General features: G+C 72.6%; 15 protein-coding genes. 10 read left to right on the forward strand and 5 right to left on the reverse strand.

Annotation, left to right across the window (positions count from 1 at the left end; genetic code table 11):
- Positions 1–170 precede the first annotated feature (170 nt).
- Positions 171–3452 (forward strand): tetratricopeptide repeat protein, encoded by a 3282-nt coding sequence (locus IF17_RS0101910; protein WP_030561455.1) that lies wholly within the window; start codon positions 171–173, stop codon positions 3450–3452.
- 30 nt (positions 3453–3482) lie between these two features.
- Here IF17_RS0101910 and IF17_RS0101915 read toward each other — a convergent pair whose 3' ends face one another.
- Positions 3483–3716, reverse strand: coding sequence for a hypothetical protein (locus tag IF17_RS0101915; protein WP_030561456.1), 234 nt, complete (start codon positions 3714–3716; stop codon positions 3483–3485).
- Between the two features lies 1 nt (position 3717).
- Complete coding sequence (gene mca, locus IF17_RS0101920; RefSeq protein WP_063830214.1) at positions 3718–4599, reverse strand: mycothiol conjugate amidase Mca; 882 nt, start codon at positions 4597–4599, stop codon at positions 3718–3720.
- Positions 4600–4721: 122 nt separating this feature from the next.
- Between mca and IF17_RS0101925 the strand changes: the two genes are divergently transcribed.
- Positions 4722–5138, forward strand: coding sequence for a DUF4307 domain-containing protein (locus IF17_RS0101925; protein WP_030561460.1), 417 nt, complete (start codon positions 4722–4724; stop codon positions 5136–5138).
- A 201-nt stretch (positions 5139–5339) separates the two neighbouring features.
- A complete protein-coding gene (gene greA, locus IF17_RS0101930) occupies positions 5340–5837 on the forward strand; it encodes a transcription elongation factor GreA (RefSeq protein WP_030561462.1) in 498 nt (165 codons plus the stop codon).
- Between the two features lie 102 nt (positions 5838–5939).
- Here greA and IF17_RS0101935 read toward each other — a convergent pair whose 3' ends face one another.
- The 3 genes from IF17_RS0101935 to ilvA all read right to left on the reverse strand — a co-directional run bounded on the left by IF17_RS0101935 (position 5940) and on the right by ilvA (position 9129).
- Positions 5940–6803, reverse strand: coding sequence for an ABC transporter permease (locus IF17_RS0101935; protein WP_030561464.1), 864 nt, complete (start codon positions 6801–6803; stop codon positions 5940–5942).
- On the reverse strand, positions 6800–7771 hold the full coding sequence (locus IF17_RS0101940) for a daunorubicin resistance protein DrrA family ABC transporter ATP-binding protein (RefSeq protein ID WP_030561466.1): 972 nt from the start codon (positions 7769–7771) through the stop codon (positions 6800–6802). The genes IF17_RS0101935 and IF17_RS0101940 overlap by 4 nt, the downstream gene beginning before the upstream one ends.
- A gap of 128 nt (positions 7772–7899) precedes the next feature.
- Positions 7900–9129, reverse strand: coding sequence for a threonine ammonia-lyase (gene ilvA / locus IF17_RS0101945; protein ID WP_030561468.1), 1230 nt, complete (start codon positions 9127–9129; stop codon positions 7900–7902).
- A gap of 157 nt (positions 9130–9286) precedes the next feature.
- Between ilvA and IF17_RS0101950 the strand changes: the two genes are divergently transcribed.
- The 7 genes from IF17_RS0101950 (at position 9287) to IF17_RS0101980 (ending at position 15656) form a co-directional block, all read left to right on the forward strand.
- Complete coding sequence (locus tag IF17_RS0101950; protein WP_030561471.1) at positions 9287–9817, forward strand: MarR family winged helix-turn-helix transcriptional regulator; 531 nt, start codon at positions 9287–9289, stop codon at positions 9815–9817.
- 114 nt (positions 9818–9931) lie between these two features.
- Positions 9932–10783, forward strand: a complete 852-nt coding sequence (locus IF17_RS0101955) for an STAS domain-containing protein (RefSeq protein WP_030561473.1) — start codon at positions 9932–9934, stop codon at positions 10781–10783.
- The gene (locus IF17_RS0101960; protein WP_030561474.1) at positions 10780–11154 is read left to right on the forward strand and encodes an STAS domain-containing protein; all 375 of its coding nucleotides are present in this window, start codon (positions 10780–10782) and stop codon (positions 11152–11154) included. Before IF17_RS0101955 ends, IF17_RS0101960 begins: the two co-directional genes overlap by 4 nt.
- Positions 11151–11573, forward strand: coding sequence for an anti-sigma regulatory factor (locus tag IF17_RS0101965; RefSeq protein ID WP_030561476.1), 423 nt, complete (start codon positions 11151–11153; stop codon positions 11571–11573). Before IF17_RS0101960 ends, IF17_RS0101965 begins: the two co-directional genes overlap by 4 nt.
- Entirely contained in the window at positions 11570–12664 is a 1095-nt protein-coding gene (locus tag IF17_RS0101970; RefSeq protein ID WP_425315155.1) for an ATP-binding SpoIIE family protein phosphatase, read from the forward strand. The genes IF17_RS0101965 and IF17_RS0101970 overlap by 4 nt, the downstream gene beginning before the upstream one ends.
- Positions 12661–14046 carry a sensor histidine kinase gene (locus IF17_RS0101975; RefSeq protein WP_030561480.1) on the forward strand — a complete coding sequence of 462 codons (1386 nt, stop codon included), beginning with the start codon at positions 12661–12663 and terminating at the stop codon, positions 14044–14046. Before IF17_RS0101970 ends, IF17_RS0101975 begins: the two co-directional genes overlap by 4 nt.
- On the forward strand, positions 14043–15656 hold the full coding sequence (locus IF17_RS0101980) for a fused response regulator/phosphatase (RefSeq protein WP_030561482.1): 1614 nt from the start codon (positions 14043–14045) through the stop codon (positions 15654–15656). The genes IF17_RS0101975 and IF17_RS0101980 overlap by 4 nt, the downstream gene beginning before the upstream one ends.
- Positions 15657–15684: the final 28 nt, after the last annotated feature.

The raw sequence follows: 15684 nt of genomic DNA on the forward strand, positions 1-15684 counted from the left end.
CGGACCGAGAGCCGGGACGCGGACCGAGCCCGCGCCTCCTTCCTTGACCGTCCCCTTGCACGGTGGCTCTCGCGCCGAAGCGTCGTACGCAGGACACTTGGTCCTGCCGCCGGGGTCACCGACCTCCGGCGCCGGACGACTTCAGGCGCAGCTCTCGGAGGGGGACACATATGCGGGACAGCCATCGGGCGGACGCCGAAAGGCTGTTGGTGCGGGCCGTGGAGGAGGAGGCGCGGCGCACGGGTGGCCGGACGGACTCCGGTGTGCTGCTGGCGCGGGCGCGGGCGGCGTTCGACACCATCGCGGCGGGCGCGGGCGAGGAGTACGCCGCGTACACGCAGGCGCTCGACGCGGCGGCGGCCGGTGACCGGCCCCTGGCGGAGCGGCTCAGCCGGGAGAACCTGTCGACGCCCCTGCTGGTGACGGTAGTTGCCGCCGTCGCCGCGTTCGGGGCGGACCTGGCGTTCGGGACGGCCACCGGTCCCGCCCTCGGCGCGGGCGCGGTCGTCGCGGTGGCCGGCGCAGCGACGACCGTGGCGAAGGTGACCGCCTCGCACTGGCCCGCCGCCCACCGCCGCGCCGCGGCGGCCGGACAGCCGGGCGGCGCCGAGCAGTTGCGCCTCCAGTGGCTGACCGCGCTGGAGGTACGGGGCATCCGCCCGTACCTCGACCAGCAGCGGATGCTGACCCCCGCCGCCCGCACCCCGAAGAAGCAAGCAGCCCCGGTGGTAAGGCAGTTGCGCGGCGGTGACCGCAGTGCGGCGGCCCGGACCCGGGTGGTGCTGGAACAGTCCTTCGGTCAACTACCCAGCGCGGAAGGGCCGTTCACCGGGCGCCGGGCCGAACTCGCCAAGGTCGCCCAGTGGGTGCACGCCGCCCGCGCCGCCACGCAGACCCGGCCGGTCGTCGTCGTACTGCACGGCGAGCCGGGGTCCGGGCGCACCACGCTCGCGGTGCGGGCGGCGCACGCGCTCAAGGACCAGTTCCGGGGCGCCTGCGTGGTGGACCTGCGGGGCCAGGTCGGCGGGGAGAGCCCGCTGCCGACCCGGGACGCCCTGCTGCACCTCCTCAACCGCCTGGGCGCCCCCCGCGAGCAGCTGCTCTTCCGGGACGGGACCACCCCGGGAGCCGCCGGCGGTACGCAGCCGTACGGGAAGTCCGCGGCCGAGCAGCATGTGCGGCGCCTCGGCGAGCTGTACCACCAGCACCTCACCGGGACCCCCGTCACGATCGTCCTCGACGACGCGACCGACGCCGAGCAGGTCCGCACCCTGATCCCGGAGCGTTCCGACAGCCTCGTCATCGTCACCGCCCGGGAGCCGCTGGAGCTGCCGGAGGACGTCCCGGCCTGGGTCCACCATCTGCCGGTCGGCCCGCTGGACGCGGCGGGCGCCGAGGAGCTGCTGCGCGAGGTGGCCGGGGGCGAGGAGGCGGGGCCGTACGACTACCCGGCCACCGACGCCGTCGTGGAGCTGTGCGGCGGGCTGCCGCTGGCGCTGCGGGTGGCGGCGTCCTCGCTCGGGGAGCGTACGCGCAGCACGCTGGCGGAGGATCTGCGCGCCTACGGTCCGGTCTCCCCGGTGGACCGGGCCCTGTGGCTGCGCTACACCGACCAGCACGAGGCGGCCCGCCGGCTGCTGCGGCGGCTCGCGCTGGCGGGCCGGGCCAGCCTCGGCGCCGCGGCCGCCGCCGCCCTGCTGGCGGCCGACGAGCAGGAGGCCGGGCGGCGGCTGGAGGAGCTGACCCGGGCCGGGCTGCTCACCCACGTACGGGGCTCGCGCTACCGGCTCCACGACCTCGTCCGCGGCTTCGCCCTGGCCCGGCTGCTCGACGAGGAGGAGCCCGCCGAGCGGGCCGCCGCCCATGAGCGGCTGCTGACCAACTACGCCGAGCTGGCGAACGCCGTGATCCGCATGGTCGACGGGAAGATGTCGACCCGGGCCGGCCAGTTCGGCGCGCACGGATTCGGTTCGCTGGACTCGGCGCTGCGCTGGCTGGACGACGAGTCCAGCTTCATCACCTCCGCGCTGCGCCACAGCGAGGGCGTCGACCAGTCCACCGTACTGAACCTCCTGGGCGCCCTGTGCGACTACTGCCTGCTGCGCGGCGACCTCTACCGCCTGGGCGAGATCAGCGAGCTGACCCGCTCCGTCGACCAAGGGCTGCTTGAGCGGTCGGTGCAGTGGCGTACGGGGATCGCGGCCCGGCAGCTCGGTGAGCTGGACAAGGCCCGCACCACGCTCTCCTCGGTGGTCGGCCTCTACCAGGAGGCGCACAACGACGCGGGCGCGGCGCTCGCCCTCTGCTCGCTCGGCATCACCCTGCACCACCAGGGCAACCTCACCGAGGCCGCCGCCCGGCTCGGCGAGGCGCTGGAGCTCCAGGCCTCCGACGCGCAGGCCGAGGACCGGGCCTGGACCCTGCACGCCCTGGCGGCCGTCGAACGCGACCGGGGCAACCTGGCCCGCGCCCTCACCCTGCTGGACACCGCGCTCACCCTGCACCGGGAGGGCGAGTCGCTGCACGGCGAGGCGTGGACGCGCTTCCAGCTCGGCCAGGTCCGCCTGCGTACGGGAGAGGTGGCGGCGGCCGAGGAGGCCCTCTCCACCGCCCTGGAGCTGTACGGCCGCACCCGCGACGGCCGCGGCGAGGCGTGGGCCATCACCCAGCTCGCCCGCGCCCGGCTGCTGGACGGCGACCCGGGGGCCGCCCTGGAGCAGCTCCGCGACGCGCTGGCCCGGCACCGGGACAACGAGGACGCGCGCGGTGAGGCGTGGACGCTGTACTACCTGGGCCAGGCGCTGGAGGAGTACGGCGACGCGGTGGAGGCGGTACGGGAGCTGGAGCGGGCCCGGACGATGTTCTCCCGGATGCGGGACGTGTACGGGCTGGCCTGCGCCCGCCACCACTCGGGCCGGGTCACCCGCGACCAGCGGGCCGCGCAGACGGGGAACCTGCGGAACTCCGGCTTCGCCCGGCAGCTCCTGATGGACGCGCGGGCGGACTTCCGGCGGATCGGGGTGGCGCACGGGGAGGCGTGGGCCTGCCTGGAGCTGGCGCTGATCGACGCGGGCAACGGCCGGGCGGCCCAGGCGCTCGCGCTGTGCGGCGAGGCGGCGGAGCTGTTCGCCTCGTACGGGGACGAGCGCGGGCGCGACTGGGCCCGGTTCCTGCGGTGCACGCTGCTGCCGTACGCCTCACCGGGCGGCAGCGAGGTGGGCACGGTGGTGGCGCAGCAGGAACTGACGGAGCTCGCCGCCGCCCACCACCCGTCCCGGGACCCCGGTCTTGAGCGGTGCGCGGAGGCGTTCGCGGTGGTCCTGGGCCGGGGCGTGGACCTGGAGGACGGCTGGCAGGCCTGGCGCCTGGGCCTGACCCCCACCCGCCACTCCCGCGAGGTGATCGGCCACCCCAGCCGGTCCGGGGACCATTCCAGCCCGTCCGGCGTTTGAGGACGGAAGCCCGCGCACGGGGGCCCCGGGCTACTTCTTGGCCGAAGCCCCCGGGGTGCCTTCGGCGGCCGAGGCCGCCCCCGGCTCAGGCGCCTCCTCGAAGTTCACCCGCCCCATGTGCCGGTTCATCGACTTCATCAGCTGCCACACGCCGACGGCGAGGGCCGCGAAGACGAGGAAGCCGAGAACACCGGGGGTGACCTTGTTCTTGTCGAGCTCGGCGGCGAGCGGGACGACGTGCGTCAGTGCCTGGGTCGCGTACATATCAGGCATTGTCGCGGATGCCCGCGAAGAGGTCGCTCTCGGGGAGGGAGGTATCGACCAGAGACTTCGCCAGCTCGTACTCCTCGGTCGGCCAGACCTCCCGCTGGACCTCCATCGGAACGCGGAACCAGCCGCCCTCCGGATCGATCTGCGTGGCGTGCGCGATCAGCGCCTTGTCACGGATCTCGAAGAACTCGTCGCAGGGAACGTGCGTGGTCAGCGTGCGCTCGACCCGCTCGAACTCCTTCCACCGCTCCAGCCACTCCCCGTACGGCGACTCCAGCCCCCGCGCGAGCAGCGCCTCGTGCAGCGCGACGGTGCGCGGCCGGTTGAAGCCCTGGTTGTAGTAGAGCTTCTGCGGCGTCCAGACCGGGCCGAACTCGTCCTCCGGGAAGGCCTCCGCGTCGGCCGCACCGTCGAAGGCGATCATCGAGATCGTGTGCGTCATGATGTGGTCGGGGTGCGGGTAGCCGCCGTTCTCGTCGTACGTGGTGATGACCTGCGGCCGGAACGCGCGGATCTTCGCCACCAGCCGGCCCGCCCCGACCTGCGGGTCCTCCAGGGCGAAGCAGCCCTCGGGCAGCGGCGGCAGCGGGTCGCCCTCCGGGAGCCCGGAGTCGACGAAGCCGAGCCACTCCTGCTGGACGCCCAGGATCTCCCGGGCCTCGTCCATCTCCTTCTTGCGCACCTCGTGGATGTTCTTCTCGATGTACGCGTCGCCCTGGAGCTTCGGGTTGAGGATGGAGCCGCGCTCGCCTCCCGTGCAGGTCACGACCAGCACGTCCACCCCCTCGGACACGTACTTGGCCATGGTGGCCGCGCCCTTGCTCGACTCGTCGTCGGGGTGGGCGTGAACGGCCATCAGTCGCAGCTGCTCAGTCAAAGCTCGATCCTCAGTGATGTGGTCGCGATGTGGGGCGCGGTCGGATGACGCACGGGCGACTTCTATAGTGACCGAACGGGAAGGTGGAAAATTCCTCGTTGCCCGGACCGGAGGGAAAGATCATGACGGCGGTTCGCGAAGCCACGCCCGAGGGGCGGTACGGCAGGAGCGATGATCAGCGGGCGGACCGCAAGCTGAAGATCGTCGGTTCGGTGCTGGGCGTCGCGCTGCTCGGTGTGGTCGGCTGGATCGGCTACGGATACGTCACCGGCCAGGGCATCAGCGCCGAGCTGATCAAGTTCGACATCGTCTCCGACACGCGGACCGAGGCCCACCTCGAAGTACGCAAGGGCAGCGAGACCGACGGCTACTGCACCGTACGGGCGCTGAGCAAGGACGGCAGCGAGGTCGGCCGCAAGGAGACCCGCTTCGCCCCGGGCGCGAGCCGGATCGACGAGCTGGTGGTGATGCGGACCCGGGACCGGGCCACCGCCGTCGAGCTCACCGGCTGCACGGCCGGCGACTCTCCCGCCGGCTGACTTCTTTCCGCGTCTCTCCCCTCCGCACCCGCTCCGACCTGCGCTCCTACGGCGCCGATGCGGCCCACCCGGACGTGTGACGGTTTACCTTCTCCCCCTTTTCCTGGGGAATTGTTAGGCTCGTGGTTTCGCCCACCCGAGGAAGCACATGCTTCCGGGTAGGGCGATGCTTTGTATTCCCAGCACCGACGAGGAGCACCTGTGACCCAGACCAGCGAAAACGTCACCTGGCTCACGCAGGAGGCGTACAACCAGCTCAAGGCCGAGCTGGAGTACCTGTCTGGTCCCGCGCGCACGGAGATCGCCGTCAAGATCGCGGCGGCCCGTGAGGAGGGTGACCTCCGGGAGAACGGCGGGTACCACGCGGCCAAGGAGGAGCAGGGCAAGATGGAGCTGCGCGTACGCCAGCTCACCCAGCTCCTGGAGCACGCGAAGGTCGGCGAGGCGCCGGCCGACGACGGCGTGGTCGAGCCCGGCATGGTCGTGACGATCGCCTTCGACGGCGACGAGGACGACACGACGACGTTCCTGCTCGCCTCCCGCGAGTACGCCAGCGGGGACATCGAGACGTACTCCCCGCAGTCCCCGCTCGGTATCGGCGTGAACGGCAAGCGGACCGGCGACAACGCGGAGTACGAGCTGCCGAACGGCAAGACGGCCACGGTGAAGATCCTGGCGGCGAAGCCGTACACGGGCTGACGTCCGGCCCACCACGACGGAGCGACACACGGGAGCCCCGGCCTTCATCGAGAAGGCCGGGGCTCCCGTGTGTCGCTCCGTCGGTGCTCGGTCCTCGGCGCCTCAGGCGGTCGCCGAGCGGTACTTGCGGACCGCCAGCGTCCGGAAGACCACGATGATCAGGATCGACCAGAGGACCGAGGCGAGGACCGGGTGCTCCATCGGCCACGCGCCGGTGACCGACTTCGGCACGCCGGGCATGGTGTTCCCGAAGAGCTCACGGGCGCCCGCCACCGTGGCGCTGAAGGGGTTCCACTCGGCGACGTGCTGGAGGAACGTCGGCATGTTGTTGACCGGCACGAAGGCGTTCGAGATGAACGTCAGCGGGAAGAGCCAGATCAGCCCGCCGGAGGTGGCCGCCTCCGGGGTCCGTACGGAGAGGCCGATCAGCGCGCCGATCCAGGAGAACGCGTAGCCGAGCAGGAGCAGCAGCAGGAAGCCGCCGATCACCTTGCCGAGGTTCTCGTGGGTCCGCCAGCCGACGAGCAGCGCGACACCCGCGAGGACGACGAGCGTGAGCGTGGTCTGGACGAGGTCGGCGAGCGTCCGTCCGGTGAGGACGGCGCCCCGGGCCATCGGCAGCGACCGGAAACGGTCGATGAGCCCCTTGTGCATGTCGTCGGCGATGCCCGCGCCGGCGCCCGCGGTGGCGAAGGTGACGGTCTGGGCGAAGATGCCCGCCATCAGGAACTCCTTGTACAGCTGCGGGTCGGTGGAGCCGCCGATGCTGATCGAGCCGCCGAAGACGTAGGTGAACAGCACCACGAACATGATCGGCTGGATCAGCCCGAAGATCACCATCTCGGGGATCCGGGCCATCCGGATCAGGTTCCGCTTGGCGACGACGAGCGAGTCCTTGACCGACTGGACCACGCCGCCGGAGGGGCGGGGGGCCAGGACGGGGGCGTCCTTGGTGGTGGCGCTCACGGGGTCTCCTCCTTGTCCTGCTCGTCCGCCTCGGCCGCGTGGCCGGTGAGCGAGAGGAAGACGTCGTCCAGGGTCGGGCGGCGCAAAGCGATGTCGTCGATCTCCACGCCGCTGCCGTCCAGCTCGCGGATGATCTCGGCGAGCAGCTTGGCCCCGCCGCTCACCGGGACGGTCAGCTTGCGGGAGAGCCGTACGACGGTGACCTCACCCTTGCCGAGGGTGGTCAGCACGGACCGGGCGCGCTCGATCTCGTCCGGGCGGTGCACGACGACCTCGACGCGCTCGCCGCCGGTGCGGGCCTTGAGCTCGTCGGAGGTGCCGCGGGCGATGACCTTGCCGTGGTCGATGACGCAGATGTCGTTGGCGAGGCGGTCGGCCTCCTCCAGGTACTGCGTGGTCAGCAGCAGGGTCGTACCGCCGGCCACCAGGTCCTCGATGACGTCCCAGAGCTGCTGCCGGTTGCGCGGGTCGAGGCCGGTCGTCGGCTCGTCCATGAACATCACGGGCGGCGAGACGACCAGGGCGGCCGCGAGGTCGAGGCGGCGGCGCATGCCGCCGGAGTACGTCTTGGCCGTACGGTCGGCGGCGTCGGCGAGGTTGAACCGCTCCAGCAGGACGCCCGCCCTGGCCTTCGCGTCGCGGGCGCTCATCTGGTAGAGCTGCCCCACCATCTGGAGGTTCTCGCGGCCGGTCAGATACTCGTCGACGGCGGCGAACTGTCCGGAGAGCCCGATGGAGCGGCGTACTTCGTTGGGCTTCTTCAGGACGTCGATCCCGGCCACGAAGGCGCTGCCGCTGTCGGGGCGCAGGAGGGTGGTGAGGACCCGTACGGCGGTCGTCTTGCCCGCGCCGTTGGGTCCCAGCAGCCCGAGGACGGTGCCCTCGGGGACATCGAGGTCGACTCCGTCCAGGGCTCGTACGTCACCGAAGGTCTTCACCAGACCTTCGGCATGGATGGCACCTGGCATAGAGGGACTCCCCCGTCGCTCGCTCGCGGTACGTGCTCGGTACGTGGTTTCGGGAGCGATCCTAGGATCGGCGGGGCCTCACCGCGCGGTGAATATCGAGATCCGGCCACGCGTCGGGAACCGGACGGTCAGCCGATGACCCGGTACCCCTCCGCGCGCAGCGCCGCCTCGACCTCTTCGCAGTGGCGGGGGCCCTTGGTCTCCAGGTGGAGGTCGACCTCCACCTCGGTCAGGCCGAGGCGCGGGTCGGTGCGCACATGGCCGATATCCAGCACATTGGCGTCGGCGACGGTCAGTGCCGCCAGCAGGGTGGCGAGCGCCCCCGGCCGGTCGGTGAGCCGCAGCCGCAGGCTGAGGTAGCGGCCGGCGGCGGACATGCCGTGGCGCAGGACGCGCTGCATGAGCAGCGGGTCCACGTTGCCGCCCGACAGCACCGCCACCACCGGCCCCCGGAACGCCTCCGGGGCGCTGAGCAGTGCGGCCACCGGGCTCGCCCCGGCCGGTTCCACCACGAGCTTGGCCCGCTCCAGGCAGAGCAGCAGGGCGCTGGAGAGCTCGTTCTCGGTGACCGTGCGGACCTCGTCGACCAGCTCCTCGATCACCGCGAACGGGACGTCGCCGGGGCGCCCCACCTTGATGCCGTCGGCCATGGTGACCGGGTTGTCCAGGGAGACCGGGTGGCCGGCGGCGAGCGAGGGCGGGTAGGCGGCGGCGCCCTCGGCCTGGACGCCGACGATCCGGATGTCGGGGCGCAGCGCCTTCACCGCGACGGCGATCCCGGCCGCGAGGCCTCCGCCGCCGAGGCCGACGACGATGGTGCGGACCTCCGGGCACTGCTCCAGGATCTCCAGGCCCACCGTGCCCTGGCCCGCGATGATGTCGGGGTGGTCGAAGGGGTGGATGAAGACCGCGCCGGTCCGCTCCGCGTACTCCTGGGCGGCGGCCAGTGTCTCGTCGACGACCTGTCCGTGCAGCCGCACCTCGGCCCCGTACTCCTGGGTCGCGGCGACCTTGGGGAGCGGAGCGCCGACGGGCATGAAGACGGTGGAGCGTACGCCGAGAAGGGAGGAGGCGAGGGCGACGCCCTGGGCGTGGTTCCCGGCGCTGGCGGCGACCACCCCGGCCGCCCGCTCCACCGGGGAGAGGCCGGAGATACGGACGTACGCTCCGCGCAGTTTGAAGGAGCCGGTGCGCTGGAGGTTCTCGCACTTGAGGTGGACGGGGGCGCCGACCAGCTCGCTCAGGTGCCGGCTGCCCTCCAGGGCGGTCACTCTGGCCACCCCGGACAGCATTTTCTGCGCGCCCCGGACATCGTCGAGGATCAGGGCCGGGTGTCGGGCGGTCGCGCGGAACATCATGCCCGCAAGTCTTGCAGCTCGGAGCGGTCGCGGCAGACTTGTCTCATGGCGGCCTGCGGTGGTGTCCGCAGGTTTGTGCGGCCCTGGTACGCGTTGCCCCGGGGCCGCGTACTCTGTCCCCCACCCATCCGACACCGCACGAAGAGAGCCCCCGGCCATGCCCCCTCAGGACATGACGACTGCTGCGTCTCCTTCCGGGGGCGCCGCCCCCGAACACCCGGGTCCCGACCGACTGCTGGACTCCCTCCAGCACCAGGTGGCGGTCTTCGCCCGCCGTGCCGAGCAGACCCGCCTCGGCGGTGTCGGCCAGGTCCGCAACTCGATGGACCGGGCGGCGTACCTGCTGCTGAACCGGCTGGACAAGGAAGGCCCGATGGGCGTCAAGGCGCTGGCGGCCGGGATGGGGATCGACTCCTCGACCGTGACCCGGCAGGTGGCCCCGCTCGTGGACACCGGGCTGGTCAAGCGGACCTCGCACCCGGAGGACGGCCGGGCCGTCGTGCTCCAGCTCTCCCCGCGCGGCCAGGCCCGCCTGGAGGAGGTCCGCGCCTCACGGCGCGAGCTGATGTCGCAGGTGACGGACGGCTGGACGCAGGAGGAGCGGGACACCTTCTGTGCGCTGCTCACCCGGTTCAACGGTTCGCTGGCCGCCCGGCAGGCCGCGTACCAGCCGCCGCAGAGCGACTGACCCACTCCGCACGCACCCTTAGGCCCCTGTCCCCGCCGGGCGGCAGGGGCCTTGCCGTACGCTTCGCAAAGAGTTTCCAGATGGATACTTTTTACCTCTAAGGGGCACCGACCGATGGCGAAGCAGGACAGCAAGAACGATCTGGCGGGACTGTTGTCCGCCGACCGCGAGAGAGTCGTGGACCAGTGGATCGACAGCGTCGTCGGATCGCTCAAGGGCCGCATCAGCAAGGCCGAGGTAGACCGGGAGCTGCGCGAGCTGTACGCCGCGCTCGTGGAGGCCCTCGCCGCAGGCGGGGAGGACGCCCGCGGTGACAACCTCTCCGAGACCCGGGCGCTGCTGACCGAGCTGTCGCGCAACCGGGCCCGGCAGGGCTTCACGCCCGGCGAGACGGCGATCAGCGTGCTCGCGCTCAAGAAGGCGTTCGAACCGGCGCTGCGGGACGGAACGGCCGAGGACACCGACCGGTACCTGCGGCTGAGCCGGATCCTCGACGACCTGGCCCTTTTCACCATCGAGACGTACACCCGCACCCGCGAGGAGATCATCAGCTCGCAGGCCGCCCAGCTCATGGAGCTGTCGACCCCCGTGGTCAAGCTCTGGGACGGCGTCATCGCCGTGCCCCTCGTGGGCACCCTGGACTCGGCCCGCACCCAGGTGGTGATGGAGAAGCTCCTCCAGGCGCTGGTGGACACCGGCTCCGAGCAGGCCATCATCGACATCACGGGCGTGCCCGCCGTCGACACCCAGGTCGCCCAGCACCTGCTCAAGACGATCGTGGCGGCCCGGCTGATGGGCGCGGAGTGCACGGTCTCCGGCATCCGCCCGCAGATCGCGCAGACCATCGTGGCCCTGGGCATCGAGTTCGGTGACATCGTCACCAAGGCGACGCTCGCCGACGCCCTCCAGCTCGCGCTGAAGAAGTCCGGTATCGACCTCGTCGCGCACCAGGGCGGCGGGCGATGACCGAGCGGGTTCCGGTCCTGCGGATCGGTGACGTCCTCCTCGTCTCCATCCAGGTGGACCTGGAGGACCAGACGGTGCTGAACCTCCAGGAGGACCTGGCGGAGCAGATCGTCTCGCGCGCGGCCCGCGGCGTGGTCATCGACATCACCGCGGTCGAGATCGTCGACTCGTTCGTCGGCCGCATGCTGGCCACGATCGCGTCCATATCCCGGCTGCTCGACGCCGAGACCGTGGTGGTGGGCATGCGGCCCGCCGTCGCCATCACCCTCGTCGAGCTGGGGCTTTCGCTGGGCGGGGTCCGTACCGCACTCGACCTGGAGAAGGGGCTCGCGCTGCTGCGCCGGTCCGCCGCCGACACGGACCGGCGATGAACGTTCCCTGGGCTGCGGGACAGGAGCCCCGGGAGCAGGGCATCGCCCAGAACGACGACGTCGTACGGGCCCGCCAGCAGGTCCGCACGTACGCGCAGCAGTGCCGGCTGTCCCTGGTCGACCAGACGAAGTTCATCACCGCCGCCAGCGAACTCGCCCGCAACACCCTGGTGTACGGCGGCGGCGGGCAGATGCGGGCGGGCCTGGTGGAGCGGGACGGGCGGCGCGGTGTCGCGGCGGTCTTCGAGGACTCCGGTCCCGGGATCCCCGACGTCGAACTCGCCCTGACCGACGGCTGGACCTCGGGTGGCGGGCTCGGCCTCGGGCTCAGCGGGGCGCGCCGGCTGGTGGACGAGTTCGACCTCGACACCGAGGCGGGCCGGGGCACCACGGTGTCGATCGTGAAGTGGGCGCGATGACCTCCCTCAGGGTCCTCGACTGCGAGGACATCGCCTGGTTCCGGGCCGATCCCGAGATGCCCTCGGCGGCCCGGGGCGCGGCGGCGACACTGGCGCGCCGCATCGGCCTGGAGGGCCACCGGGCCTCGGAGGTGGCGCTGGCCGTCACCGAGGCCGCGACCAACCTCCAGCGGCACGCCACCGACGGGGCGCTGCTGCTGCGGGTCCTGCGCACCCCGGACCGGGCCGGCGTCGAGTTCGTCACCGTGGACACCGGCCCCGGTATCGCCGATGTGGAGGCCGCCCTCGCGGACGGCACGTCCACCGCGGGGACGCTCGGCATCGGGCTCGGGGCGGTCGCCCGGCTCGCCGATGTCTTCGACATCCACTCGGTGCCGGGCCGGGGCACGGTCATCGCCGCGCAGTTCTGGGCCCGTGGGGCCGTGGCGGAGACGGCCGGTCCGGCCGGTCCGGAGCCCTCCGTGGCCTCGGGCCTGACCCGGCCGATCAGCGGCGAGACGACGTGCGGTGACGCCTGGGCCGTACGCGTGGACCCCGGCACCGACCACGATCCGCGCTCCGGCGCCACCCCGTCCGGCTCCTCGCCGGAGCCGGCGATCCTCGTCATGCTCTGCGACGGGCTGGGCCACGGGCCGATGGCCGCACTCGCCGGTGAGGCCGCGGTCAAGGCGTTCCGGGGGAGCACCGCCCGCCACCCGGAGGGCCTGCTGCGCGACATCCACACGGCGCTGCGCGGCACCCGGGGCGGCGCGGTCGCGGTGGCCCGCATCGAACCCGGCACGCAGCGCCTCCTCTACTGCGGGATCGGCAACGTGAGCGGCGTCCTGCTGGGCCCCGACTCGCGTAACGGTCTGCTCTCGGCGCCGGGCATCGTCGGGCAGCAGATGCGGAGTCTGCGGACGTTCGAGCTGCCGCTGAAGCCGGGCGGGGCGCTGGTCATGCACTCCGACGGGCTGACGGAGCGCTGGAAGGCGGACGATGTGCCCGGGCTGCTCCGGCACACCCCGGCCGTGATGGCGGGCCAGCTGCTGCGCGAGGCCGGGGTCCGCCGCGACGACGCCGGGATCGTGGTCGTCAAGGGGGCCTGGTGACGGTGCCGGCCGCGCGATCAGCCTCCCTCTCCGCGTTCGACCTGGCCACGGCGCAGGACGTCTTCGCCCTGCGCCGGATCGGCCAGAGCGCGGCCGAGGCCCTGGGCATGGACCGCCAGGACCAGGTGCGCATCGCCACCGCGCTCAGCGAACTCGGCCGCGACCGGCTCGGCTGCGACGGGCTGACGGTGGCCTTCAGCCTGCCCGCCGGCCGGGAACGCGTCCTCGCCGTCGTCTTCGAGTGGGACGGCGGTACGAAGGCGGACCCCGATCTCGAACCGGCCTCCCGCCTCCTGAACCGGGTCCGCCACGAGAACGACGGCGCCCGGGAGCGGATCGTCGCCGAACACCCGCTGCCCGCCGCCTGGCCCGACACCCCGGCCGCCCGGCTGGAAGTGCGGGAGGCCCTGCGCCGCCACGCGCCCCTGACGCTCGCCGACGACCTGCGGGCCCAGACCCGCGACCTGATCGCCACCCTGGAGGAGACCCGGGCCCAGCGCGAGGAACTGCGCCGGCTCAACGACGAGCTGGAGGAGACCAACCGGGGCGTCCTGGCGCTCTACACCGAGCTGTCCCAGGAGCTGGAGGAGACCAACAGCGGGGTCGTCGCCCTCCACGCCGAGCTGGAGGAGAAGTCGAACCGGCTGCGCGAGACCAGCGAGGCCAAGACGCGCTTCTGGACCAACATCAGCCATGAGCTGCGCACCCCGGTGAACGCGGTGGTCGCGCTCTCCCGGCTGCTGCTGGCGGCGGGCTCCGATCCGCTCACCGAGGAGCAGCGCCGTCAGATCTCCCTCGTCGACGCCTCGGGGCAGACCCTGTTCTCCCTGGTCAACGATCTGCTGGACATGGCGAAGGCGGAGGCGGGCCAGCTGGAGATCGTCTCCGCGCCGGTCGACCTGCGGGCGCTGGTGGGCCAGCTCGGAGCGGTGATGCGCTCCACCGGGGTGCCGGGCGACGTCGTCCTGCTGACACCCGACCCCGGCACGCTCCCGGTCACGGTGACCGACGAGGCGCTGCTGACCCGCATCCTGCGCAACCTGCTGTCGAACGCCCTGAAGTTCACGGAGAAGGGCGAGGTCCGGCTGGGGTTCGCGGTGGACCCGGACGCCGCCGGGCAGTGGATGACCTTCACCGTGACGGACACCGGGGTGGGCATCCCCGAGTCCGAACTGCCCCGGGTCTTCGAGGAGTTCTACCAGGTACGCGGACCGCTCCAGCGCACCCACCGCGGCACCGGCCTCGGGCTCCCCTACGCCCGTACCCTCGCCGAACTCCTGGGCGGCACCCTGCGGTTGTCCAGCACCCCCGGTGTCGGCACCCGCGTCGAGGTCCGGCTGCCGCACCTTCCCGCACCCCCCGCCCCGGAGGCCGACGCGTGACCGAGACAGCACGTCGCGACAGCGCGCCGGGAACGATCCTGGTGATCGACGACGACGAGACCAACCGCTACGTCCTGACCAGCTGGCTCCGGCGGGCCGGGCACACGGTGATCGACGCCGCCGACGGAGCCCAGGGCCTGGCCCTGATCCGCGCGCACGACACCCCCCTGCCCGAGGCCGCGGTCATCGACGTCCAGCTCCCCGACATGACCGGGTTCGAGGTGTGCGAACGGATCAAGGCCGACCCGAGCACCGCCTCGCTGCCGGTCATCCATGTCTCCGCCGTCGCCATGAGCGCGGAGGACCACACCGAGGGGCTGAGCCGGGGCGCGGACGCCTATCTCGACCAGCCCGTCGACCCGGAGGAGTTCCTCGCCACCGTCACAGCCGCCCTGCGGTACGTCCGGGCCCGGCGCCGGGCGGAACGCCTCACCCTGCGGCTGGCCGCCCTCAACCGGGCAACCCTGGACGTCTACCGGGCCGTCGGCTTCCACTCCTTCGCCGCCGCCGCGACCGGGGGCGCGGCCGCCCTCATGTCCTCCCCCGCCACCGCGATCTTCCTGAGCCCCCAGAGGCAGCCGGTCCACAGCCACGCCACCGGACCGGACACACCCCCGCGCTCCTTGCCCGCCCGCTCCGAACTGCTGGACCGGCTGGCCTCGTACACCCTCGGCGGCGACACCGGGGCCGAGGTGCGGGTGATGCCGCACAGCCAGTGGAAGGCGCTGCTGCCCCTCGACCCGATCGAGGGGGACGTCGTCCTGGTGGTGGCCCGGACCAAGCGCAACCGGCCGCCCGTCTGCGTCGCCGTACCCGCCGGCGCGGCCATCGGCACCGACGAGCGCGAGCTCCTCCAGCAGCTCGTCAACGCCTGCGCGCTGGCCCTGGAGGCGCTGCGCACCTTCAACGAGGAGCACGCCCTCGCGCTCGCACTCCAGCGCACCTTCCTGCCGGACCGGCTGCCGTCCGTGCCGGGCGTCTCCCTCGCCGTGCGCTACCTCCCGGCCTCCGACCACGCGGAGATCGGCGGCGACTTCTACGAGGCCCTGGAGACCCCGGACGGGCTGCTCCTGGCCATCGGGGACGTGGCCGGGCACTCGCTGGTGGCCGCGACGGTCATGGGCGAGATCCGGCACGCGCTGCGCGCCTACGCGCTGGAGGGCCACCCGCCGCACCACGTGCTGGAGCGGCTCGACGCCCTCCTCGCCCACACCCGGCCCGGCCTCACCGTGACGCTCTGCCTCGTCCTGGTCGACCCGGACGGCAGCCGGATCCACGTCGCCAACGCGGGCCACATCCCGCCCCTGCTCCTCGACCCCGAGGGCGGCGGCCGCTACCTGCACGAGCACGGCCCGCTGCTGGGCCTCCGCCTCCCGCACCCGCCCGCGCGCGTCCACCCGGTCGTCCCGGACACCCGCGTCCTGCTGATCACCGACGGCCTGGTGGAGTTGCGCACCCAGAACCTCGACGACAGCCTGGAGGCGTTCCGCTCCGCGACGCTGGAGGGCCCCCGGGAACTGGAGGCGCTCTGCGACGCGCTCCTCGGCTCGTTCGGCGAGGACAAGGAGGACGACATCGCGCTGCTCGCCCTCCAGCTGGAGGAGCGGTGAAAGGTGCCGGGGGCCCGCCCTGCGCCGA

The sequence above is a fragment of the Streptomyces cyaneofuscatus genome, from assembly GCF_000718135.1.
GTDB lineage: Bacteria > Actinomycetota > Actinomycetes > Streptomycetales > Streptomycetaceae > Streptomyces > Streptomyces cyaneofuscatus.